We start from the raw sequence: 20,553 nt of genomic DNA on the forward strand, positions 1-20,553 counted from the left end.
CCGGTGGCCTGTCATGGCTGCACCGGAACCGGCGGACACTTGTTGGCACACCCCCTGAGGGCACTGGGGTGGGCGGCGCCCGGGCTCGGGCCGTCCGGTCCGGTCATCGCCCCTCCCCCCAGGTGTTCCGCGCCGTCTCCCGGACGACTATGCCGCCCGCCGCGGTCCGCGGGATCGGCCGTCCGGTCACCGTGGCCCGGGACCTTGGACCTAGGACCAGGGGCGGGCCCGGTGACAGCATGCGGCGCCGGCCTGCAGCTTCCTGACGTCTCCCACCCTGGATCGCGCCCCTCCCGGATCCCACAGTGGAGGTACGAGAGACAGACCTCAGGCAGACGAGACGGAGATGAGACCCCATGTTCGCCCCTTCACGCCGCACGGCGACGAGGAAGCCATGCTGATCCAGGTGACGATGCGCCAGGTCCGCGGGCTGCCGATCCTCGGCTCCCCGATCGACGGGATCCGCATCATGGCGCTCCTGCCGGGCCGCTGGCACAAGGACCTCACCCAGGCCGGCGGGGACATCGTCATCCGGATGCGCGTGGACGAGCCCCTGACGAGCGCGCAGGTGCGCGCCGAGGTGACCCGGACCCTCGCCAACCCCGAGGTGGACCGGTGGGAGCTGGTGGCCTGCCGCGTCCTGTCCCACAGCAGCACAGCCGCAAGGGAGGAAGACCAGTGATCGCATCTGTGGTGGCGCCGGGAGAGTGCCAGGTCTGGTGGGCCGGGCCGCGCGACCATCCGGAGGGGACCCTGCTGTCGGTGCTCAGCGAGCCCGAACTGGAACGGGCCGCGCGCTTCCGCCGCGAGCCCGACCGCAGACGGTTCCTGACCGGCTCGTGGCTGCTGCGCACCGCGAGCGCCGTGCAGCTCGGGATCCGTCCCGAGGACGTCGTGGTGAACCGGTCGTGCCCCGACTGCACCAGGTACCACGGCAAGCCGCAGGTCAGGGCGCCCGGATTCCCGCTGCACGTGTCGGTCTCGCACTCCGAGGACCGGGTCGCGGTGGCCGTGACGACCGAGGGGCCGCTGGGGGTGGACGTGGAGGCCGTGCCCGCCGACCCGGTGGACGACCTGGCCCGCTGCGCGCTCACCGAGGCCGAGCTGGCCGTCCTGGAGGCCTTCCCCCAGGAGGACAGGTACGAGGCGTTCGCGAAGGTCTGGGTGCGCAAGGAGGCGGCGCTCAAGGCCACCGGGCACGGCCTGCGGGTGCCTCCGACGGAGGTGGCGGTGAGCGGTCCGGCCGACGACCCGGCCCTGCTGAGCTGGCCGCTGGACATCCCGCCGGAGAACCTGCGGTTCCGCGTCCTGTCGCCCGGCCGCGGCTACGTCGCCGCGGTCGCGGTGATCACCAGCCGTCCGGTCGAGGCGGTGGAGTTCCACCTGCCCGCCGCGCGGGCAGACTTCGCACGTGGCCCCCTGCCGGGGCCGCTGGCCGGCGTCGCGTGACGAGGAGGACGATCCAGATGAGAAGGACCTTCCTCCTCCTGCCGGGCTCCTGGTCGGGCGCGTGGATCTGGGAGCCCGTCGTCCGGCGGCTGCGCCTGCTCGGGCACGACGCCCGCGCCGTCACCCTGCGCGGCCTGTCCGGGCCGCGCGGCGACGTCGCGGGCGTCGGCCTGCAGACGCACGTGGACGAGGTGCTGACCCTGCTGAAGAACGAGGGCCTGCGCGACGTCGTGCTCGTCGGGCACAGCTACTCGGGGCTGGTGGCCGGCCAGGTCGCCGACCGGGCGCCGGGCCGCGTCGCGCACACCGTGTACGTCGAGGCGTCCCTGCCGCACGACGGCCGTTCGATGCTGCACGCCTTCCCCGACCGGCAACGGGAGCAGGAGCTGCGCCTGATCGAGGCCGGCGGGGGCCGCTGGCCCGCCCCCGACCACACGTTGCTGGCCGAGGGACAGGGCCTCACGGCGGCGCAGGCGCGCTGGCTGGCCGCCCGCTTCGTCGGCCACCCCGGCCGCACCGTGGCCGAGGCGGCCGTGCTCAGCACGCCGCTGGAGCGGCAGCGGGCCAGCTACGTCGTGTGCGCCCTGGACCACTTCCAGGGCAGTCTGTCCCCCGACGTGTCCGCGCTGCGCGCGGCGCCGTCCTGGGACTTCCACACGCTGGACACCGGCTGCTGGCCGATGGTCTCAGCGCCCGGCCCGCTGGCCGCTGTGCTGTCCGACGCCGTCGCCGGCCGCCTCTGAGCGGGCGGCGTCCTCGGGACCCGGTGCTAGCCCGGGCCGCGAGGAGCCGGGCAGCAGCCTCCGCAGCGACCCGGCGTGCAGGAACCACAGCAGGCCCAGCGCCACGGCCAGGAGCAGGGCGCTGAAGACCCACTCGTTCGACCCGCCCGGCCCGTAGACGCGGCCGCCGGAGCCGATGTCCACCGCGCGGACCGGCTGCCCGGCCTGGTGGGTGTAGCGGTCGCTGCCGTAGATCTCGACGTCCGAGCGGCGGACGGCGCCGTCGTCGGAGCGGAAGTCCCCCGTCCAGACGCAGGACTCGTGCCCCGGATGCGTGATACAGGCCAGCGTGCGCGGCACGAACACCCCGGGCGCGCCGTCGGCGCGGGCAGCGCGGACGACCGTGCCGAGGTTCGGCACGGTCAGGAACAGCAGGAAACCCGCCATCAGGCTGAGCACGAACGAGAAGGCCGGGGAGACCCCGCGGCGCCCGGAGCGCGCCATCACGCGGGCGAGACCGCGCAGGAGCAGCGCATGGCCGCCCGCTCGGCCGGGCGGGGGCCGCGGTGCAGGAGCATGGCCACCACCATGGGCACGAAGACCAGCCCGTTGTAGAACAGGTGCAGCTCCATGCGCGGGACGAGGAGCTGGATGATGCTCGTCGGCACCGGACGGCCCATCAGGTTGTTCCCGGTGAGCGCCTGGAGGAGCAGCAGCAGGTGCTCCAGGTGATGCCAGATCTGGATGCCCAGGGAGATGTTCCACCACGTACGGGACCTGCCGGTGAAACCGGACCGCAGCATGAGCAGGCCGATGAGCATCAGCAGCGCGTAACCGTAGTGCATCCACTCGGAGCTGACCAGCCAGGGGAAGGGCAGGCCGAGGACGCCGCGCGCCTCCTTCAGCGGCCAGCCCAGCACGTAGACCTGGATGGCCTGGGCGACGTGCTCGGCCCAGTGGGCCAGCACCACGACGAGGTAGAGGGTGAGGGCGGGCTTGTGGTACCGGGTGTTGAGCGCGGTCAACAGGCCGGCGGACTGCGACACCGTGGGGGTGGCCATGCGGAACCTCGGCTTCCGGGATCGTCGGTCGCGCGTCGTCCCGGCATGGCGAGGTCGCCGGTGGATGGTCTTCGGTCCCCTTCGGGTGTGCCTGCTCCGGGAGATCGCGAGTTCAGTGTCCGTTGCGATCCCGCGCCTGACAACTCACAAATTGCGCGGCAGGCCGGCGAGCAGTTGCTTGGTCGTCAGGGTGACGCCGCAGCGGCCCGCGACGTAGCCGAGCGTCCGCCGGTGGTCGGCGGCGGTGAGGTCGGCGACGGCGTCGGCCACCACGTACGGCTGGATGTCGTGGGTGAAGGCGTCCAGCGCGGTGGTCAGGACGCCGATGTGGGCGTAGACCCCGGCGATGAGGAGCTGGTCGCGTCCCGACTCGCGCAGCCACCACAGCAGGCTCGTCTCGTGGAAGGCGCTGTAGCGCCGCCGGGTGAAGATCCAGTCGCCCGGCCCCGGCGCCATCGGCTCGGGGAAGCCGCGCCGGGCGGGTTCCAGCCGGTCGCTGCGCCGCCAGAAGTCCTTGGCCAGCCCCTGCTGCTCGCCGGTCAGCAGTCCCGGCTGGGCCGCGTAGGCCACGGGGACGCCGAGGCGCGCGCACAGCTCGCGCAGCGCCGTCACGTTGCGCACCAGGTCGGTCAGCGGCGCCTCGCCGGACGGGAAGAGGTCGAGGCAGGCGTGCTGCAGGTCCACCAGCAGCAGGACGGCCCGGCGGCGGTCGGGCGTCCAGGTGACCGCGGCGGGCGGCAGCTCGGCGGCGTCCGGCATCGGATAGGGCTCGATTTCTGAAACGACCGGCACGGCGACCTCCGAATTTCTCTCAGCTTTTTGAGGCTGTCTCCATGATGTGCCGCATACGGCGGCCCCGGAAATGCGGAACGGCGGCAGGAAGCTGACTTCCCGCCGCCGTTTCCAGCCATTTTCCTTTTTCCCGGACGCCTGCCGGGTCCACGGTCAGAGCCCGGCCGCGGCGCGCAGTTCCTCCGTCCGGTTCACCCGCTCCCACGTGAACTCGTCGCGGCCGAAGTGCCCGTAGGCGGAGGTCTCCGCGTAGACGGGACGCAGCAGGTCCAGGTCCCGGATGATCGCGGCCGGCCGCAGGTCGAACACCTCGCGCACGGCGTCGTGCACCCGTTCCCTGGGCACCCGCTCGGTGCCGAAGCACTCCACGAACAGGCCCACCGGCCGCGCCTTGCCGATCGCGTACGCCACCTGGACCTCGCACCGCCCGGCCAGCCCGGCGGCGACCACGTTCTTGGCCACCCAGCGCATCGCGTAGGCGCCCGACCGGTCCACCTTGGAGGGGTCCTTGCCGGAGAACGCGCCGCCGCCGTGCCGGGCCATGCCGCCGTACGTGTCGATGATGATCTTGCGTCCGGTCAGGCCCGCGTCGCCCATCGGGCCGCCGACCTCGAACCGGCCCGTGGGGTTGACCAGCAGCCGGTAGCCGGTCGTGTCGATCCCCGCATCGGCCAGCACCGGCTCGACGACCTCGCGCGTGACGTCGGGGGCCAGCATGTCGGTCAGCCCGACGTGGGCGGCGTGCTGGGTGGACAGCACGACGGTGTCCAGGCGGACCGGCCGGTCGCCCTCGTACTCGACGGTGACCTGGGTCTTGCCGTCCGGCCTCAGGTACGGCACCGTCCCGGCCCTGCGGACCTCCGCCAGCCGCCGGGCCAGCCGGTGGGCCAGCATGATCGGCAGCGGCATCAGCTCGGGCGTCTCCTCGCACGCGTAGCCGAACATCAGGCCCTGGTCGCCGGCGCCCTGCCGGTCCAGCTCGTCGGCGGCGTCCTCGTCGCGGTGCTCGCAGGCGTCGTCCACGCCGCGGGCGATGTCGGGCGACTGGGTGCCGATCGACACCGACACGCCGCAGGAGGCCCCGTCGAAGCCTTTCTGGGAGGCGTCGTAGCCGATCTTCAGGATCGTCTCCCTGACCAGGCCGGGGATGTCCACGTACGTCTGCGTGGTGACCTCGCCCGCGACGTGCACCATGCCCGTGGTGATCAGCGTCTCGACCGCGACGCGGCTGCCGGGGTCCTTGGCCAGCAGGGCGTCCAGGATGCTGTCGCTGATCCTGTCGGCGATCTTGTCGGGGTGGCCTTCGGTGACCGATTCGGAGGTGAACAAACGACGTGACACCGACGCCTCCTAGTAGGGCAGCCGGCGCCCCGAAGGGGTGCGCAGGTCGAGTGCGGTCACGGGGGGACGCGGTTTCTTCGGCCGCGGCACGCGAATCACTTTGGGCATGGGACGGCTCCACATCTTGGCGGCGGGAAAACTCGAATTTCCCGGACACAGATCATCCAAGATTCGCGTCGAGCATTCTTCTCCGATGACCTGCGCGGCGAATGTTCGTTCCGAGAATAACCACGGCCGGGCGTGCCGGGTTCTTTCCCTGTGCGCCATCGGGGCCGGTCGGGCAATTCAGGAGATGCCTCGTACCCTCCGGCGGAGCCACGATGCTCCTGATGCCCGGATCGCCCTTCTGTCGGGCGGATCACCCACGCCGGGTCCCGGCCGCCCCGGCGACGAAAGGCTGATCATGAACGGAATCAGCGCGGAGATCGGGATCATCGGCGGGAGCGGGTTCTCCTCGGTCGCCGACGGCGTCCGCGAGGTCGCGCTCACCACCCCGTACGGCGAGCCGTCGGCCCCGCTCTCGCTCGCCCGGGTAGGCGGCCGCACGGTCGCCTTCCTGCCCCGCCACGGACGCGACCACCGCCGGCCGCCGCACCGCATCAACTACCGGGCCAACCTGTGGGCGCTGCACTCGGTGGGCGTGCGCCAGATCCTCGCGCCGTGCGCGGTCGGCTCGCTCCGGCCCGAGCTGGGACCCGGCGTGCTGGCGGTGCCCGACCAGCTCGTGGACCGGACCTCCGGACGGGCGCAGACGTACTTCGACGACGCGGCGGTGCACGTGCCGTTCGCGGACCCGTACTGCCCGGTGGGCCGGGAGACGGTGCTCGACGCCGCGGCGGCGACCGGCCAGGACTGCGTGGACGGCGGGACGATGGTGGTGATCGAGGGCCCGCGCCTGTCCAGCCGGGCCGAGTCGCAGTGGTACGCCGCGCAGGGCTGGTCGCTGGTGGACATGACCGGCTGCCCGGAGGCGGCGCTCGCCCGCGAGCTGGCCCTGTGCTACGTGCCGGTCGCGCTGGTGACGGACCTGGACGCCGGGCTCGGCGTGGGCTCGGGCGCACGCCGGGACGAGCTCTTCACGATCTTCCACGAGGGGCTGGACCGGCTGCGGGCGCTGGTGGTGGCGACCGTGGCCCGGCTGCCGCGCACCCGTACGTGCGACTGCGCGCGAGCCCTGGACGACGCCGCCCTCCCCGCCGAGGCGGACCACCTCGGCCCGCTCCCGGCCTGACCTTCCGGGAATCCCGGAGCATGCGGAAGCCCGGGTCCCCGACGCCCCGCGGGAACCCGGGTGAGATCGCGGCGCCTACACCGACATCGGCACGTGCGCGTCCAGGGCGACGCGTTCGACCAGCGCCTCCAGGTTGGGGTCCGCGTCGAAGACGTCGCCGACGTCGATGGAGACGCCCAGCTCCTCCTTGATCCGCCCGACCATCCGCGCCGCGGCCGCGAACTCCCCTTCGAGGTCGGAGAACGTCGCCGCCTCCAGCCCCTCGGGCACGTCGAGCACCTCGTACCAGATGTCGCCGACCTTCTCCCGGAGCTCGGAGAGGCTGAGTTCGCCGGTCATGGGCCGTCCCTTCTCAAGGTCTGCAAGTGATTGTCGCAACGGCCCCCGGGCGGCTACATCTCCGAGAGTGCCCTGGCCCTGACCTGGCCGAGCAGCGCGTCCAGCGTCCCGTCGCGCAGCAGCGCGGCCAGTTCGACGGCCACGCCGAGCCGGTCGTGGATCTGGGCGGCCATCCGCAGCGCCGCGAGCGCCGTGCCGCCGAGCTCGCCGAAGGTGGCGTCGGCCTCGTCCGCGCCGACGTCGAGCACCGTGTTCCAGATGTCGGTGACGTGCCTGTCGACGTCCGCCGGATCCACGTCGCCCACCCTCCCCTGAGGCTCCCTTGGGGGGACCATAAGGCGCGGGGGCGGCGGGCGCTTGTCCCCACGTGCGCACCTGCGTCGCCGTCCGAGGTCAGGACGCGGCCCGTTGCGGTTCCCGCGTCCGCGACAACGCGCGGACGATGCGCGCATGCCCCTCGTTCCCTCTGGCCAGCACGTCGGCCACCGGGCCGTCGTCGGCGGCGCGCAGGGCGGCGGCGACGCGGCCCAGGTCGCGGCCCATCGCGTCCAGCAGGTCGGCCACCGGGGCCGCGTTGTGCGCCAGGATGTCCCGCCACATGCCGGCGGGGCTGCCGGCCACCCGCGTCACGTCCCGCAACGCCCCGGCGGCCAGCGCCAACCCGTCCCCGCCCGGGGCCGGGTCGGCGGGCCCGTCCGGGTCGCCGGTCGCGAAGCGGGCGGCGAGCGCGGCCGACAGGACCAGCGGCACGTGCGACACCGCCGCGACGGCCCGGTCGTGGGCGTCCGGCGCGAGCAGCGTCACCTCGGCCCCGCACGCGGTCGCCAGCGCCGCCGCCGTGCGCAGCGCGCGCGGCGACAGCGCCGGATGGGGGCACAGCGCCCACGTCCTGCCCTCGAACAGGCCCGCCCGCGCCGCTCCGGGCCCGGACACCTCCCGCCCGGCCATCGGATGGCCGGGCACGTAGCGGGCCAGGTCGCAGCCGTTCCGCTCGGCCTCGGCGAGGATCCGCGTCTTGGCGCTGGCCACGTCCGTGTAGACCGTCCCCAGCTCGCGGTCCTGCGCCTCACGCAGGACGGCGGCCACCGACGAGGGCGGCGTGGCGATCACGACGACGTTGGCCGGGCCCGCACCGGTCCGCAGCGCCGTGCCCGCGCCCATCCGCGCGGCCTGCGCCAGCGCCCACGGGTCGTGGTCGGCCAGCTCGACCCGCACGCCCGCCCGCCGCAGCGCGCACGCCACGGACGTGCCGATCAACCCACAGCCGATCACCACGACACGGCGGATTGGGGACATGGCCGGAACCTCGCTTCCCTGGGACGTCACTCCCCCATGGTCGCGGCGCGAGGCGCCCGGCGGCGGTACGCGGACCGTCTTCTTGCTGCCGCCCCACGGCACGTTCCTGCCAGCGCAACCCCAGGTCAAGCCTCTGGACGCGCTCCTACGATCACGACATGTCCTACTACGACCTGCTGTCCCGGCCGGTACGCCCGCCCGACCGCGTGCTCCGCTACGGCGACCGCCACCCCGACCAGGTGATCGACGTCTACGAGGGCACCGGCCGCCCGCCCCTCGTCCTGCTGCACGGCGGCTACTGGCTGGCCGAGTACGACAGGAGCCACACCCGTCCCATGGCCGCCGCCCTGGCCGCGCTCGGTCATACCGTCTGGCTGCCCGAGTACCGCAGGGTGGGCCAGGAGGGCGGCGGCCACCCGGGCACGTTCGACGACGTGGCCGCCGCGCTGGACCTCGTACGGGCGGAGTGCCCGTCCGGGGTGCTGCTGGTGGGCCACTCCGCGGGCGGTCACCTCGCGCTCTGGTCGGCGCTGCGGCACCGTCTGCCGCCCGGCTCCCGCTGGCACGCCGAACCGGCGGTCAACGGCGTGGTGGGCCTGGCCGCCGTCTGCGACCTGGGCGAGGCGTTCACGGCGGGGCTCGGCGGCGGCGCGGCCCGCGCCCTGCTCCACGACCGCGCCGACCTGCTGGACGAGGTGGACCCGATGCGCCTGCTGCCCCACGACCGGGGACCGCTGGTGCTGGTGCACGGCGTCAGGGACCGCGTGCTGCCGGTGTCGATGAGCCGCCGCATGGCGGCGGGCGAGACGTCGGCCGTCCTGGTCGAACCGGCGGACGCCGGCCACTTCAGCCTGATCGACCCCCTGTCGAGCACCTGGCCCCTGATCGTCGCGGCGGTGGAGGCCGCGGCGGCGTATGAGCCGGGGCCCGCCGAACCGGGAGGCCGGGAGGCGGCGGGTCAGGAGAGTTCGACCGCGCGTTCCGGGCAGTTGGCCGCGGCCAGGCGGGCCGCCTGCTCCTCGCCCGGCGGTACGGCGCCGTCGCCCAGCACCTCCCCGTAACCCTCGGCGTCCTCGCCGAACAGGGTGGGCGCGAGGTCGTAGCAGCGACCGTGCCCCTGGCAGCGCCCAGGGTCGATGCGCACGTTCATGACGGTGCTCCGTTCGGGGTGGGGGCGGTTCGGGAGGAGGTCGTGAGCGCTCCGACGACGCGGGCGAGCAGGGCCGCCCACTCGTCGTCGTCAACGGCGTGCAGGTCGGAGGTGACCAGGGCGCTGCCCATGGACAACAACAGGCAGAAGTGGGCCAGCGCGGCGGGCGACAGCGCCGGGTCCAGCTCCCCCCGGTCCTGGGCGAGGCGGGCCAGCGCGGCCATCGAACCGGCGCTCTCGCCGACGTAGTCGCGCATGGGCCTGGCGACGTCCTCGTCCCGGCGGGCGGCGACGAGGGCCTCGACGATGAGGTAGCCGGGGGCGTCACGACGCTGCGGCAGCCACCGTCCGATCTCCAGGAGCAGATCGGGGACGGGCCGGTCGGGGTCGGCGGCGAACAGGTCGGCCAGCCGCCGCCGCCCGTGCGCGCGCAGCGCCGCCACCAGCAGCTCGGCCTTGGAGCCGAAGTGCGCGTACAGCGCGCCGTTGCTCACCCCGGCGGCGGCGGCGATGTCGGCGACGCGGGTGCCGTCGTACCCGCGCTCGGCGAACGCCTCCGCGGCGGCGCGCAACAACCGTTGACGAGTCTCGGCGGCGGTGACGCCGGCGATTCGGCCCATGGCAGCATTAAACAGCCCGCCCACCCGGAACGTGACCATCAACCGGCCCCACGCGCCGGCCCCCCGACGAGCGAGCGGCAGGTGTCCTCGCCCGGCTGATCCGGCTCCGCTAGTCGAGCCAGCCCAGCCGGGTGGCGCGGACGCCTGCCTGAAACCGGCTGGTGGCGCCGAGCAGCGCGCTCACTTCACCCACCACGCGCGTGACCGTCCGGGTGGAGATGCCCAGCGTGCGGGCGATCGCCGAATCCTTGGCGCCGACGGCCAGCAGACGCAGGATGGCGCGCTGCTGCTCGGTGAGCGTCCCGGCGTCCGAGGAGCCGGGGACGTCCTTCGGCTCCGACGCCGTCATCCAGCAGTTGTCGTACAGCGCTGCCAGGGACCTCACCACGCCTCCGCCGCGGATCACCAGCGCGCCGGCGTCCAGGTCGGCGGGGTCGGCCTGGACGACGGCGGTGTGCCGGTCGTAGACGAGCATCCGGGTCGGCACGACGGGCGCGGCCCGCACCTCGCGGCCCTGCCGCGTCCACCGATCCACGAACCCACGCAGTACCGGCTGGGAGAAAGAGCTCTGCGCGTGCAGCGCGCGCACCCGCACCCCTCTGGCGAGCGCGCGCTCCGATCTCTCCAGGCCCTCTGCCAGCGACGCGGGCGTCCAGTCGGCGACCGGATGCATGCTGAGGATCTCGTGCCCGGCCTGTTCGCTCAGTTCCGTGATGCGCCGGGCCAGCCGCGTCGCCATCTCGTCCCGCGTGAAGAAGTCGACGTCCATGTCACGCTCGGCGCGGCCAGGCAGGTTCAGGTAGCTCCTGGTGACCGCGGCGACCGCGACGTGCTGCTCCACCAGGCGGTCCAGGAGGCGGTGGCTCTCCTCAAGGCTCCGCCTGAGCATCGCCGCGGCGTCCACCGGCGCCTCGGCGTCCGGGTCGAGCAGGCGCAGCCGGGTGAGATGCTCCTGGACGCGGGCGATCTGCGCGGTGGTGACTCCCATCGCCGCCGCCGCGTCGGTGAGCGACTCGGCGCGTTCCAGCATGCGCGCGTAGATCGCCCTGCTGACCTGGTCGTCGTCTTCGTACGGCACGCCGGCCGCTCCTTCCTTCTTGTCTTCGACTTCGACGAGGCCGGCTGCGGGGTCACGGGCGAGCAGGCGCTCAGCGCGGTTGCGCATGGATCACTACTATGCCTGATGGTAGATGCTCTCTTCGGGGCCAGCGTGGCCGGTGAGGTCAAGGGTCGCAGTGCTCGACATGTGCGGGGCGAGCGGGCCCCGGAGTTGGATGACGGTGACCGCGATGGTCCAACGATACTCCTTAGTAGTTTTGGAGAGGGACCGCCTCGTTGGGGCCGGGTCGCCCGGGGCTCACATCCGGGGTGCGTGCGCGGCCAGGTCCTCGGTCACGGGCAGGCACTGGGCCTCCAGGACGGCGGCTATCCGCTGGACCTCCAGCGGTACGTTCTGGATCACGGCCAGCTCGTGCGCGCGACGCAGGCAGGCGGCCGCCTCGGCCGGGCGTCGCAGCGGATGACCCGCCGTCGCGCCTTGGCCCAAGTGGTGAAGACGAAGTGATGCAGCCACTCGTTCTTGAGCGCACTGAAGAACGACTCGGCCAGCGTTGTCCCAGCAGTCCCCGGTACGTCCACCGAGCGGCACATGTCCAGGCCCGTCAGGGAGGAGCCGAACTCATCTGAGGTGTGGTTCGAGCCGCGGTCGGTATGGAATGCAGCGCCGGGCTGGAGCAGGCCGGCGCCGGCGGCCATCCATCCGGATCGCGTCCTTGACCAGGTCGGCGCGGTTGGGGCAGCGACAGGAAACACTGGCCTCATGACGTACCCGGACCTGCCCTTCTCCCACGTCAAGATCCGTGTCGCCGGCCTGGTGTTCTGCGGGCGCGAGCTGGCACTCATCCGCCGTGACCGACCGTCGGGGGCGCTGTACACGCCACCCGGCGGCAACGTGCACCCCGGAGAGGACCTGGTGGACGCCTTGAGCCGGGAGCTCGCCGAGGAACTGCGCCTCGACCTCGGCGATGCGACCGTGCCACAGCTGTGCTGGATCCAAGATCAGATGATCACCAGGCCCGGCCCGACCCCGCCCCCGCGCAAGCTCCACCTGATCTTCCGTCTGCACATCACCCCGGAGGTGCGCGCCAAGCTCGCCACGGTCGAGTACGACGAACTCCCGGACGGCACCAGCGAGCCGGGGATCATCGAGTGGGTGGACCACCGGCAGGCCGCGCGGCTGAACCTGTTCCCCCTCATCGGCGTGGCGGTGAGCACGCTGGCCGACCCCACCGCGCCTCCCGCGCATCCGTACCTGACGCCGATGACCGACGCCACCTACACCTGGAGGTAGGCATGGTCTCGGGCGACGTGCCGGAGTCGCGCATCGCCCCTGCGAGGGGTTCTTCTGGTCGCCGTGATCGCTCATGTACGTGATGACAAACCGTTGTCGCATACATGAGCGATCAAGCCCGGCCGCTGCGGTCTCGTTCGGTCAGCCCGGTTTGCGGCGTCGCGTCGGGCCCCGTCCCACCCGAGTGATCCGGCCCGGCAGGCCCGGCCCCGACGTCAGAGCCGGGTCATGGTGGATTCGTAGCCGCCTCCGCCGGGGTAGACCCATGCGCCGGTGACGGTGGTGCCGTCTGCGCTGAACGTGCCTTCGTAGTAGGCGGGGCCGCCCTTCACGCCGCCCCAGATGGTCAAGGTGTCGCCGGACAGCTCGTACACGTAGTCAAGCGTGTTGCCGGTCGAGTCGTAGAAGCGGGACACGACGTCCGCCCCGGCCGGCTCGCCGAACGGGCGCAGATTGCCGATCACTTCCAGACCGGTGACGGGCTGGCCGAACTGGGCGAGGTCGACGTGCTGGAGCAGGAAGAAGCCGCCGGGCATCCACTCGTACCGTACGGTTCCCTCGGCGCCGCCGGTGATCGCCCAGGTGCCGACCAGGCGGTCCAGGGCCTTCAGTGCGGCGCTCGGCTCGTAGGTCTCCGACATCTCGGACATCTCATCCTCCTTGAGGTTTGGTCAGTGCTCGCCGGTACCTCGGAGGCCGCCCACGGGCCTCGACACGTCCGGGTGGTGATTCAGATCACATCCCTGCCGGTGTCGAGAAGCCGGCCCCCGCCACGAGGTAGCGGCAAGACCCCATCAAGGAGGAAGTCATGGCCGCCACAGCCGCCACCACCCGCCCGTCCGGCCACCTGCTGCTCGCCGCCGCCCTGGCCGGGCCGGTCTTCTTCACCTCGGCCGTCGTCCAGATGCTCACCCGCGAAGGCTTCGACCTCACCCGCCATCCGATCAGTCAGCTCTCCACCGGCAACCTGGGCTGGATCCAGATCCTCACGTTCGTGCTGGCCGGCGTGGGCGGCCTGGCGCTGGCCACCGGTGTGGGGCGCACCCTCACCGAGGGGATCGGCCGCCGGGCGCTGCCCGTCCTGGTCGGGATCTTCGGGGTCGGGATGATCGCGGCCGGCGCGTTCACCATGGACCCGGAGAACGGCTTCCCCGCCGGTACCCCCGACCGGCCGGTGGCGCAGATGTCCTGGCACGGCGTGGCGCACTCGACCGCGGCCGCCCTCTCCTTCACGGCGCTGGCCATCGCCGCCATCGTGCTGGCCGTCCGCTGCGCCCGCCGCCGCGCCGTACCGGCCGCGGCCGGCAACGGCGCCGCCGCGCTCGTCCTGCTGCTGCCCATGTCGCCGGAGCACATGAGCGTCCAGATCGCCGTCAACGGCCTGGTCGCCTTCACCTGGACGACCGTCCTGGCCCTGTCCCTGCGCCGCTCCGCCTGACCTCACATACCCTGTACCGACGTTCGACAAGAGGATCCGCCATGAAGTATCTGCTGCTCGGCTACACCCCCGCGGCCGCCTGGGACGCCGCGACCGCCGACGCCCCGTCCGAGGAAGCCCTGGCGGCGTTCGCCGCCTACCAGAGGTTCGAGCAGGAACTGATCGCCACCGGCGAGTTCGTCGGCAGCGAGGGGCTCGGCCATCCGGCGGTCAGCACCACGGTCAGGAGGTCCGGCGACGGCGTGGTGGCGACCGACGGACCGTTCGCCGAGCTGAAGGAGGTCCTGGCCAGCTTCGCCGTGATCGACGTGGCGAGCCAGGAGCGAGCCGTGGAGATCGCCTCCCGGATCGTCGAGGTGCTGGGCGAGCCGATCGAGATCCGGCCGATCATGGGCGAGGACTTCACCGGGTGACCCCCGGGTCCGGGCGGCGCCCGGCACGAGCGGACGGCCGTCACCACAGCGGGAAGGGCACACGCAGCGTGAACGCCGACATCGAACACCTCCTGCGCGTCGAGGCGCCCCAGGTGCTCGGCGCGCTGGTACGCCGCTTCGGCCGGTTCGACGTCGCCGAGGACGCGGTGCAGGAAGCGCTCCTGGCCGCGAGCCGCGCCTGGCCGGCCGAGGGCGTACCGGACAATCCGCGCAGTTGGCTGATCCGCGTCGGCTACCGGCGGATGGTCGACGCGCTCCGCGCCGACCAGGCCAGGCGCCGGCGCGAGCAGGAGGCCGGCGTCGCCGAACTGGCCCTGCAGGAACCGGCCCGCCGGCCCGGCCCGGCGCGGGAGACCGACGACAGCCTCGCCCTGCTGCTGCTGTGCTGCCATCCCACGCTGAGCGCCACCTCGCAGGTCGCGATCACGCTGCGAGCCGTGGGCGGCCTGACCACCGCCGAGATCGCGCACGCGTACGGAACAACCGAGAACACCATGGGCACCCGGATCAGCCGCGCCAAGCAGCAACTGGCCCGCGCCGGCGCCCGCTTCACCCCGCCGGCCGACCTGAGGCGCGACGGCAGGATGGCCGCCGTCATGCAGGCGCTCTACCTGATCTTCAACGAGGGCTACACCGCCTCCACCGGCGACCGGCTCGCCCGCGTCGACCTGACCGGCGAGGCCATCCGGCTGACCCGCATGCTCCACGCCTCCGTGCCCGACGACGCGGAGGTGACCGGCCTGCTCGCGCTGATGCTGCTCACCGAGGCCCGCCGTCCCGCGCGCACCGGTGGTGACGACGAGCTGGTGCCCCTGGACGAGCAGGACCGGACGCGCTGGGACGCCGGCCTCATCGGCGAGGGCACCCGACTGATCGACGGCGTCTGGACCCGCCGCGAGGTCGGCCCCTACCAGCTCCAGGCGGCGATCGCGGCCGTCCACGCCGCGGCCGCGTCGCCGGATCGGACGGACTGGCCGCAGATCGCGGCGCTCTACCTGTGGCTCGAACGGCTCACCCCCACCGCGCCGGTACGGCTGAGCCGGGTGGTGGCCGTGACCAAGGCGTACGGGCCGGCCCGGGGACTGGCCCTGCTCGACGACCTCAACCACCGCTTCCAGCTCGACCGGGACCCGCTGGTCCGGCGACGCGAACACGCCGTGCGCGCCCACCTGCTCTCGATGACCGGCGACGCGACCGGCGCGGCCCGGCTGTATCGCGAGGCGGCCTCCCTGACCGGCAACCAGATCGAGCAGCGATACCTCCTCGACCGCGCCGACCACCTCGCCTGAGGCGCCCGGCCTTCCCGCAGTTCGGGCAAGCCCCGGCTGCACGTGGTCATGAACGTGGCGTCAGCCGGCCGCCGAGGGCCGAGGTGGACAGCGTCACCTCCGGTAGGTATCTTCTCCGGGTCCCGCCCGACCTGTCCGCAACCGGAACCGGCGCAACCTCCCCCTCCGAGAGTGGCGCCTCAGGCCGAGTGACCGCGCCTCTCATCCAAGGAAGACGCCTCGTGACCGACATCGTCCCGCTGCGGAAGAACGTGCGTTTTCAGCTGCTGTGGGTCGGCAGCGCGGTCTCCGAGCTGGGGTCGGAGCTCACCAGGCTCGCCATGCCGCTGCTGGTGCTGGCGCTCACCGGCTCGCCTGGGTTGGCGGGCATCGTCGCCGGAGCCCGTACTGTCGCCTTCCTCGCGGTCCAGATGCCGGCCGGCGTCTGGGTGGACCGGTGGGACCGCCGCCGCACGCTCATCACGGCCCAGGGCCTCCAGGCGGTTGTCTCCGCAGTGCTGACGGCGCTCGTCATCACCGGTCATGTTCAGGTCTGGCAGTTCATCACACTGGCTGTGCTGGACGGGCTGTGCGTCGCGTTCGTCGGTCCCGTCCAAGAGACGGCGATCCGCGGCATCGTCCCCTCGGGCCAACTGCACAGTGCATATGCACAGGAGGAGGCTCGTACCCACGCGGCCGGTCTGATCGGCCCTCCGCTCGGCGGCCTGCTGTACGGCCTGGGCCGGGCGGTGCCCTTCGTCGTCGACACCATCACCTTCCTTGCCGCCACGCTCTTCTACGCCCTTGCGAAGGTGCCGCGCCGCCCGGCGGACGAGCCGCCGACCTCTGCCCGAGACGACGGCGAGGAGCAACGGCCGATCCGGCGTGGCATGCGCCGGGAGGCGGCCGAGGCCATCGCCTGGCTGTGGCGCCGCCACGGCCTGCGGGAGGTCACCGCGGCGGTGATGATCCTCAACCTGCTGGGCGGAGCGTTCCTCATCCCGCTGATCGTGCTCGTCGGCGAACGCGGCGGTGACGCGCGCGTCACCGGCACGGTCCTGGCCGGCCTCGGAATCGGCGGACTGACCGGTGCGCTGCTGTCGGGCCGCATCAGCAGGCTCCTGCCGCCCGGCAGACTCCTGCTGGCCGTCGTGACGATCTTCGGCGCCGCGCTGGCGGCCACGGCACTGCCCTGGGGGGCGTGGTGGCCGATGATCCCGCTGGTGTTCATCACCCTGTCGACGCCCTCACTGAACGTCGTGATGAACGTCGTGGTCGCACGAATGGTGCCGGAGGCGATGCTCGGCCGGATGGGCGCGATCCTGAGCATGGGCGCGATGGCGCTCAAGCCCATCGGGCCCGTACTCGGCGGGGCACTGGCCGCGTCACTGGGCGGCGCGGCGGCGCTCGTCGTGCTGGGCGGACTGCTCGCCCTGACCGCCGCTGTGGCCGCGCTCAGCCCGGAGCTGCGCCGCTTCACCGGGGAAGCCTCCACCGCCGAGGACGACACTTCAACCGGTGACAAGGCTCCGCGCGCTCCCGCCTAGTGCCGACTTGACGACGGTCGCAGCCCTGGGACGGAGCCCGAGCCCCTTGTCCGCGGCCGAGTACGGTGGGCGTGTCGGACGGTTCGGGCCCCGTCGTGCCGGCCAAGCCGTACGACGACACCAGCCAGGTGTGGGTGCTCGGCCATGACCCGATCACCGTCCAGAGCTGCACGTACGACTACCGGCCAGAAGCGGTCCCAGCCGTCGCCCTCCGGCTGGGACGGGGGTGTCGCTTCAGGAGTCGATGGCCTGGTAGAGGGTCGTCCAGAAGTCGTGGATGAGATGGATCGAGTCGAAGGTGGACATCCCGACCTGGGTGAGCAGGATGCCGGTGAGCCCCTCGGCCGGGTCCGCGTAGGCGGTGGTGCCGGTTCCGCCGTCCCAGCCGAACTGGCCGACGGAGGCGTGGTCGCCGCGGTGGGTGCGCACCGCCATCCCGAAGCCCCATCCGCCGTGCAGCCCCTGGCCGGACGACAGGTGGACGAAGTCCCTGTACATGGCGTCCCGGGCGGCCTGCTGGCCGGGGGTGAGGCGGTTGGTGGTCATGAGCTCGACGGCGGGCCGGGACAGGATCCGTTCGCCGCCGTGCACGCCGTGGTTCAGCAGCATCCGGAAGTAGGCGTGGTAGTCGTCCACGGTGGAGACCAGCCCGCCGCCGCCACCCTGGAAGGCCGGGGGCCGGCTGGTCCTGCCGCCCGCCGCCTCGTCCCAGACCAGGAACTCCCGGGTCCCCGGGTCGGGCCCGTACAGGGGCGGCAGCCGGTCGATCTTGTCGGCGGGCACGTGGAAGGCGGTGTCCTGCATGCCCAGCGGATCGAGGACGCGTTCGCGCAGGAACGCCTCCAGGGACCGGCCCGCGACCCTGGAGACGAGCACGCCTACAACCTCGTTGCTGAGGTCGTACTGCCACCGCTCCCCCGGCTGGTACGACAGCGGCAGCTCGCCGAGCCGGCGCATCCACTCGTCCGGGTGGGGCGCCGGCCCGGACGCCACGCCGTAGTCGGTGCGCTCGAAGATCGCGGCCCTGATGGGGGCGTCCAGCAGCGCGAAGTCCACGCCGAGGCCGAACGTGGAGGTCAGCAGGTCCCGTACGGTGATCGGCCGCCGCGCCGGCACGGTGTCGTCCAGCGGGCCGTCGGGCCGCCTGAGCACCCGCCGGTCGGCCAGTTCGGGCAGCCAGGGGTCCACCGGGTCGTCCAGCCGCAGCCGGCACTCGTCCAGCAGGACCATCGCCGCCGCCATCGTCACCGGCTTGGACACGGAGGCCATCCGGAAGATCGTGTCCCGGCTCATCGGCGGGCCACCGTCGTGCCGCATCGTCCCGATCGCCTCCACGTGCGTCTCCTCGCCCCGGCTGACCAGGGCCACCAGCCCGGGGATGCGCTTGGACTCGACGTGCCGCGCCAGCACCTCGCGCAGCCGGCGCAGCCCCGCCGAGGAGAAGCCGGTGTCGTTCCTGGTCGTCATGATCGGTCGTCCTTCGTCTCGTGATGGTCGTCGTCCGGCACGGCTCGAAGGCGCGATGGCGGGCCATCGGGGCCTTCGGGACGGCCGTGCGACGAGCCTGGACCCTGACCCAAGGTCAAGGTCAACTCCTGCCGCCGGCGACCTGGCGGACGAGACGTAGGTGATGAATCGCCGCAGACGCGCGCTACTCTCACCTCTGTGCATGCGTACGTCCCGCCCGAGGAGCGCTGAGCCGATGGCGGACGGGCTCACGATCGGTCAGGCGGCGGCGTTCGTCGGCGTCACCGTCAAGACCGTGCGGCACTACCACCGGCTCGGCCTGGTCCCCGAGCCGGACCGGGACGGCTCCGGCTACCGGCGTTACCGGTCGGCCGACCTGCTCCGGCTGGTCCAGGTCCGGACCGTCGCCGCGGCCGGTGTGCCGCTGGCCGAGATCGGCGACCTGCTCGACGCCGATCCCGAGCGCTTCGCCGCCGCCCTGGACGACGTCCGTCGCAGGCTGACCGAACGCATCGACGACCTGGTCGCCCGCCGCGACACGCTGCACCGGCTCGCCCACGGCGACCGGGTCCTGCTGCCCGACCGGGCCTGCGCGGTCCTGGACCGGCTGGCCGCCCTCGGCTTCGACGCCGAATACGTGGCCACCCAGCGGGAGGCCCTGGTGCTGGCCAGGGCGCTGATCCCGGCGATCTTCGACAGCTTCCTGGCCCGGCTCGAACATTCGCTGGACGACCCCGAGCTCGTCGAGCTGACCAAGCGCGGCCTGGAGGCCAGGGCCTGGGACCCGGACGACCCCCGGATCGAGCACCTGGCCTCCGCCCTGGCCGCCAAGCTGCTGGCCGGACGGGCGGCGCACGGCATGCCGGAGGGGTTCGGCAGACAGCCGGACGCCGCCGCCCGCTACGGGCTGGTCAACCACCACGGGGAAGGCCGGGAGCCGTCCATCGCCCGCCTGAACGCCCTGGTGGAAGCGGAACTGCGCGCGGCCGGCGTCGACCTACCCCACCAGTGACGGCACGGCGCCGCTCGGCTCTATCCCAGGAACTCGCGCAGCGAACGCGGCGGGCGGCCCAGGATGTCGGCCACCGTCGTGGTCGTGGTCGCCCAGCGCCCGTCCCCGAGCTGCGACATCAGGGTGGCCAGGTCGCGGGCGGCGGGAGCGGGCAGGCCGCGCCGCTCCAGGTGCGCGGCGGCCTCCTCGACGGGCAGGTCCACGTACCGCACGTCCCGGCCGAACGCCCGGGTGAGCTCGGCGGCGATCTCGTCATGGGTGAGCGCCGCCGGCCCGGTCAACTCGTGGACGGCATCCGCCCCGACAGGACGGGTGAGCAGCGCCGCCGCGACCGCCGCGATGTCACGCGCGTCGATGTACCCCACCCTGCCGCCGCCGTACGAGCCGAAGATCCGCCCTTCCTCGTCGACGTCGCCCGCGAGGTTCTGCATGAAGGCGACGGGCGCCAGGATCGACCACGGCACCCCGGACGCCTTGAGATGCTCGTCGACCTGTCCGTGCAGCCCGAACCCGAGCAGGCTGCCCGGCGTGACGCCGCGCACGGAGACGGTCACCACCTGGGCCGCCCCCGAGGCCGCCGCGTGGTCGATGACCGCCCGGTGGGCGCGCACGAAGCCGGGCCACTGCGCGCTGTTGAGGAAGAGCCGGTCACCCGGCTCGACCGGGATGCTCTCCGGCCTCTCCAGGTCGCCGACCACGTAGTCGCAGCCCAGCTCCACGCCCTGTTCCGCGCGCCGCACCACGGCCAGCGCCGCGCCGCCCAGCTCCTGCGTCAGCGCACGCCCGATCGTGCCCGTCGCGCCCGTCACCACGATCATCACGTACCCCCTGAACGAATGCCGGCTCCCAGTTCTACACTAACCGGAAGGCCATCGTCCACTTAGGGTCAGCCGATGCGCAGCGGCAGGGTCCGGGGACCGCGTACCTGGCTGGCGGCCCAAGTGACGGCGTCGGGGTCGGCGAGGGTGAAGGTGGGGATGCGTTGGAGCCAGACGTCGAGTGCGGTGCGGAGTTCCATGCGGGCCAGGTGGGAGCC

At 72.8% G+C, this 20,553-nt stretch carries 24 protein-coding genes and 1 pseudogene; 11 read left to right on the plus strand and 14 right to left on the minus strand.

Annotated features, from left to right (window positions below; all coding sequences use genetic code 11):
• Nucleotides 1–346: 346 nt before the first annotated feature.
• The 3 genes from ACWCSU_RS30990 to ACWCSU_RS31000 are packed head-to-tail and all read left to right on the plus strand — an operon-like array spanning nt 347 to nt 2,192.
• Entirely contained in the window at nt 347–682 is a 336-nt protein-coding gene (locus ACWCSU_RS30990; RefSeq protein ID WP_357709427.1) for a hypothetical protein, read from the plus strand.
• A complete protein-coding gene (locus ACWCSU_RS30995; RefSeq protein WP_357709429.1) occupies nt 679–1,449 on the plus strand; it encodes a 4'-phosphopantetheinyl transferase family protein in 771 nt (256 codons plus the stop codon). Before ACWCSU_RS30990 ends, ACWCSU_RS30995 begins: the two co-directional genes overlap by 4 nt.
• A gap of 17 nt (nt 1,450–1,466) precedes the next feature.
• Complete coding sequence (locus tag ACWCSU_RS31000; protein WP_357709432.1) at nt 1,467–2,192, plus strand: alpha/beta fold hydrolase; 726 nt, start codon at nt 1,467–1,469, stop codon at nt 2,190–2,192.
• On the opposite strand, the gene ACWCSU_RS31005 is transcribed toward ACWCSU_RS31000, so the two are convergent.
• The 4 genes from ACWCSU_RS31005 to metK all read right to left on the minus strand — a co-directional run bounded on the left by ACWCSU_RS31005 (nt 2,136) and on the right by metK (nt 5,365).
• The gene (locus ACWCSU_RS31005) at nt 2,136–2,675 is read right to left on the minus strand and encodes a hypothetical protein (RefSeq protein ID WP_449939743.1); all 540 of its coding nucleotides are present in this window, start codon (nt 2,673–2,675) and stop codon (nt 2,136–2,138) included. The genes ACWCSU_RS31000 and ACWCSU_RS31005 overlap by 57 nt on opposite strands.
• On the minus strand, nt 2,675–3,232 hold the full coding sequence (locus tag ACWCSU_RS31010; RefSeq protein ID WP_449939744.1) for a hypothetical protein: 558 nt from the start codon (nt 3,230–3,232) through the stop codon (nt 2,675–2,677). The genes ACWCSU_RS31005 and ACWCSU_RS31010 overlap by 1 nt, the downstream gene beginning before the upstream one ends.
• A gap of 144 nt (nt 3,233–3,376) precedes the next feature.
• Complete coding sequence (locus ACWCSU_RS31015; RefSeq protein ID WP_357709441.1) at nt 3,377–4,024, minus strand: isochorismatase family protein; 648 nt, start codon at nt 4,022–4,024, stop codon at nt 3,377–3,379.
• Nucleotides 4,025–4,177: 153 nt separating this feature from the next.
• Nucleotides 4,178–5,365 carry a methionine adenosyltransferase gene (gene metK, locus ACWCSU_RS31020; RefSeq protein ID WP_357709444.1) on the minus strand — a complete coding sequence of 396 codons (1,188 nt, stop codon included), beginning with the start codon at nt 5,363–5,365 and terminating at the stop codon, nt 4,178–4,180.
• A 403-nt stretch (nt 5,366–5,768) separates the two neighbouring features.
• Here metK and ACWCSU_RS31025 point away from each other — a divergent pair, with 403 nt between their 5' ends.
• Nucleotides 5,769–6,596, plus strand: a complete 828-nt coding sequence (locus ACWCSU_RS31025) for an S-methyl-5'-thioadenosine phosphorylase (RefSeq protein ID WP_357709446.1) — start codon at nt 5,769–5,771, stop codon at nt 6,594–6,596.
• Between the two features lie 75 nt (nt 6,597–6,671).
• Here the strand turns inward: ACWCSU_RS31025 and ACWCSU_RS31030 are convergent, their stop codons facing one another.
• The 3 genes from ACWCSU_RS31030 to ACWCSU_RS31040 form a co-directional block, all read right to left on the minus strand.
• Nucleotides 6,672–6,935 carry a phosphopantetheine-binding protein gene (locus ACWCSU_RS31030; RefSeq protein ID WP_357709449.1) on the minus strand — a complete coding sequence of 88 codons (264 nt, stop codon included), beginning with the start codon at nt 6,933–6,935 and terminating at the stop codon, nt 6,672–6,674.
• Between the two features lie 53 nt (nt 6,936–6,988).
• Entirely contained in the window at nt 6,989–7,231 is a 243-nt protein-coding gene (locus ACWCSU_RS31035; RefSeq protein ID WP_357709452.1) for a phosphopantetheine-binding protein, read from the minus strand.
• Between the two features lie 97 nt (nt 7,232–7,328).
• Nucleotides 7,329–8,231: a prephenate dehydrogenase gene (locus tag ACWCSU_RS31040; protein WP_449939746.1), complete on the minus strand. Its 903-nt coding sequence runs from the start codon at nt 8,229–8,231 to the stop codon at nt 7,329–7,331.
• 158 nt (nt 8,232–8,389) lie between these two features.
• Here ACWCSU_RS31040 and ACWCSU_RS31045 point away from each other — a divergent pair, with 158 nt between their 5' ends.
• Nucleotides 8,390–9,292, plus strand: a complete 903-nt coding sequence (locus ACWCSU_RS31045; protein WP_357709458.1) for an alpha/beta hydrolase family protein — start codon at nt 8,390–8,392, stop codon at nt 9,290–9,292.
• Here ACWCSU_RS31045 and ACWCSU_RS31050 read toward each other — a convergent pair.
• The 4 genes and pseudogenes from ACWCSU_RS31050 to ACWCSU_RS31065 all read right to left on the minus strand — a co-directional run.
• Nucleotides 9,259–9,381, minus strand: a pseudogene (locus ACWCSU_RS31050) (ferredoxin); the annotation flags it as partial. The gene ACWCSU_RS31045 and the pseudogene ACWCSU_RS31050 overlap by 34 nt on opposite strands.
• Entirely contained in the window at nt 9,378–10,001 is a 624-nt protein-coding gene (locus ACWCSU_RS31055; RefSeq protein WP_357709461.1) for a TetR/AcrR family transcriptional regulator, read from the minus strand. The gene ACWCSU_RS31055 and the pseudogene ACWCSU_RS31050, both read right to left, overlap by 4 nt.
• 109 nt (nt 10,002–10,110) lie before the next feature.
• Nucleotides 10,111–11,166 (minus strand): LuxR C-terminal-related transcriptional regulator, encoded by a 1,056-nt coding sequence (locus tag ACWCSU_RS31060; RefSeq protein ID WP_449939748.1) that lies wholly within the window; start codon nt 11,164–11,166, stop codon nt 10,111–10,113.
• 293 nt (nt 11,167–11,459) lie between these two features.
• Nucleotides 11,460–11,756 (minus strand): hypothetical protein, encoded by a 297-nt coding sequence (locus ACWCSU_RS31065; protein ID WP_449939749.1) that lies wholly within the window; start codon nt 11,754–11,756, stop codon nt 11,460–11,462.
• 64 nt (nt 11,757–11,820) lie between these two features.
• Here ACWCSU_RS31065 and ACWCSU_RS31070 point away from each other — a divergent pair, with 64 nt between their 5' ends.
• Nucleotides 11,821–12,351: an NUDIX hydrolase gene (locus ACWCSU_RS31070; protein WP_357709468.1), complete on the plus strand. Its 531-nt coding sequence runs from the start codon at nt 11,821–11,823 to the stop codon at nt 12,349–12,351.
• Nucleotides 12,352–12,566: 215 nt separating this feature from the next.
• Here the strand turns inward: ACWCSU_RS31070 and ACWCSU_RS31075 are convergent, their stop codons facing one another.
• On the minus strand, nt 12,567–13,001 hold the full coding sequence (locus tag ACWCSU_RS31075) for a hypothetical protein (protein WP_357709471.1): 435 nt from the start codon (nt 12,999–13,001) through the stop codon (nt 12,567–12,569).
• Nucleotides 13,002–13,159: 158 nt separating this feature from the next.
• On the opposite strand from ACWCSU_RS31075, the gene ACWCSU_RS31080 reads away from it, so the two are divergent.
• From ACWCSU_RS31080 to ACWCSU_RS31095, 4 genes are all read left to right on the plus strand, one after another.
• A complete protein-coding gene (locus ACWCSU_RS31080) occupies nt 13,160–13,789 on the plus strand; it encodes a DUF998 domain-containing protein (RefSeq protein WP_449939751.1) in 630 nt (209 codons plus the stop codon).
• Between the two features lie 41 nt (nt 13,790–13,830).
• Nucleotides 13,831–14,202: a YciI family protein gene (locus ACWCSU_RS31085; RefSeq protein ID WP_125629542.1), complete on the plus strand. Its 372-nt coding sequence runs from the start codon at nt 13,831–13,833 to the stop codon at nt 14,200–14,202.
• A gap of 68 nt (nt 14,203–14,270) precedes the next feature.
• Entirely contained in the window at nt 14,271–15,512 is a 1,242-nt protein-coding gene (locus ACWCSU_RS31090; RefSeq protein ID WP_449939752.1) for an RNA polymerase sigma factor, read from the plus strand.
• Nucleotides 15,513–15,733: 221 nt separating this feature from the next.
• On the plus strand, nt 15,734–17,038 hold the full coding sequence (locus ACWCSU_RS31095; protein ID WP_449939753.1) for an MFS transporter: 1,305 nt from the start codon (nt 15,734–15,736) through the stop codon (nt 17,036–17,038).
• A gap of 234 nt (nt 17,039–17,272) precedes the next feature.
• Here ACWCSU_RS31095 and ACWCSU_RS31100 read toward each other — a convergent pair whose 3' ends face one another.
• Entirely contained in the window at nt 17,273–18,505 is a 1,233-nt protein-coding gene (locus ACWCSU_RS31100) for a serine hydrolase domain-containing protein (RefSeq protein WP_449939754.1), read from the minus strand.
• A 235-nt stretch (nt 18,506–18,740) separates the two neighbouring features.
• On the opposite strand from ACWCSU_RS31100, the gene ACWCSU_RS31105 reads away from it, so the two are divergent.
• Nucleotides 18,741–19,517 (plus strand): MerR family transcriptional regulator, encoded by a 777-nt coding sequence (locus tag ACWCSU_RS31105; protein WP_449939755.1) that lies wholly within the window; start codon nt 18,741–18,743, stop codon nt 19,515–19,517.
• 20 nt (nt 19,518–19,537) lie between these two features.
• Here the strand turns inward: ACWCSU_RS31105 and ACWCSU_RS31110 are convergent, their stop codons facing one another.
• A complete protein-coding gene (locus ACWCSU_RS31110) occupies nt 19,538–20,335 on the minus strand; it encodes an NAD(P)H-binding protein (protein WP_449939756.1) in 798 nt (265 codons plus the stop codon).
• Between the last annotated feature and the right edge of the window lie 218 nt (nt 20,336–20,553).

Source organism: Nonomuraea sp. NPDC001699 (assembly GCF_053596455.1).

What these genes read in the sequence shown, in the direction of transcription:
- ACWCSU_RS31060 (WP_449939748.1), bottom strand. Translation starts at nt 11,166, where the DNA reads ATGCGCAACCGCGCTGAGCGCCTGCTCGCCCGTGACCCCGCAGCCGGC.
- ACWCSU_RS31000 (WP_357709432.1), top strand. Translation starts at nt 1,467, where the DNA reads ATGAGAAGGACCTTCCTCCTCCTGCCGGGCTCCTGGTCGGGCGCGTGG.
- ACWCSU_RS31040 (WP_449939746.1), bottom strand. Translation starts at nt 8,231, where the DNA reads ATGTCCCCAATCCGCCGTGTCGTGGTGATCGGCTGTGGGTTGATCGGC.
- ACWCSU_RS31085 (WP_125629542.1), top strand. Translation starts at nt 13,831, where the DNA reads ATGAAGTATCTGCTGCTCGGCTACACCCCCGCGGCCGCCTGGGACGCC.
- ACWCSU_RS31080 (WP_449939751.1), top strand. Translation starts at nt 13,160, where the DNA reads ATGGCCGCCACAGCCGCCACCACCCGCCCGTCCGGCCACCTGCTGCTC.
- ACWCSU_RS31100 (WP_449939754.1), bottom strand. Translation starts at nt 18,505, where the DNA reads ATGACGACCAGGAACGACACCGGCTTCTCCTCGGCGGGGCTGCGCCGG.
- ACWCSU_RS31070 (WP_357709468.1), top strand. Translation starts at nt 11,821, where the DNA reads ATGACGTACCCGGACCTGCCCTTCTCCCACGTCAAGATCCGTGTCGCC.
- ACWCSU_RS31005 (WP_449939743.1), bottom strand. Translation starts at nt 2,675, where the DNA reads ATGGCGCGCTCCGGGCGCCGCGGGGTCTCCCCGGCCTTCTCGTTCGTG.
- ACWCSU_RS31055 (WP_357709461.1), bottom strand. Translation starts at nt 10,001, where the DNA reads ATGGGCCGAATCGCCGGCGTCACCGCCGCCGAGACTCGTCAACGGTTG.
- ACWCSU_RS31075 (WP_357709471.1), bottom strand. Translation starts at nt 13,001, where the DNA reads ATGTCCGAGATGTCGGAGACCTACGAGCCGAGCGCCGCACTGAAGGCC.
- ACWCSU_RS31110 (WP_449939756.1), bottom strand. Translation starts at nt 20,335, where the DNA reads ATGATCGTGGTGACGGGCGCGACGGGCACGATCGGGCGTGCGCTGACG.
- ACWCSU_RS31105 (WP_449939755.1), top strand. Translation starts at nt 18,741, where the DNA reads ATGGCGGACGGGCTCACGATCGGTCAGGCGGCGGCGTTCGTCGGCGTC.
- ACWCSU_RS31045 (WP_357709458.1), top strand. Translation starts at nt 8,390, where the DNA reads ATGTCCTACTACGACCTGCTGTCCCGGCCGGTACGCCCGCCCGACCGC.
- ACWCSU_RS31030 (WP_357709449.1), bottom strand. Translation starts at nt 6,935, where the DNA reads ATGACCGGCGAACTCAGCCTCTCCGAGCTCCGGGAGAAGGTCGGCGAC.
- ACWCSU_RS31010 (WP_449939744.1), bottom strand. Translation starts at nt 3,232, where the DNA reads ATGGCCACCCCCACGGTGTCGCAGTCCGCCGGCCTGTTGACCGCGCTC.
- ACWCSU_RS30990 (WP_357709427.1), top strand. Translation starts at nt 347, where the DNA reads ATGAGACCCCATGTTCGCCCCTTCACGCCGCACGGCGACGAGGAAGCC.
- ACWCSU_RS31025 (WP_357709446.1), top strand. Translation starts at nt 5,769, where the DNA reads ATGAACGGAATCAGCGCGGAGATCGGGATCATCGGCGGGAGCGGGTTC.
- ACWCSU_RS31065 (WP_449939749.1), bottom strand. Translation starts at nt 11,756, where the DNA reads ATGGCCGCCGGCGCCGGCCTGCTCCAGCCCGGCGCTGCATTCCATACC.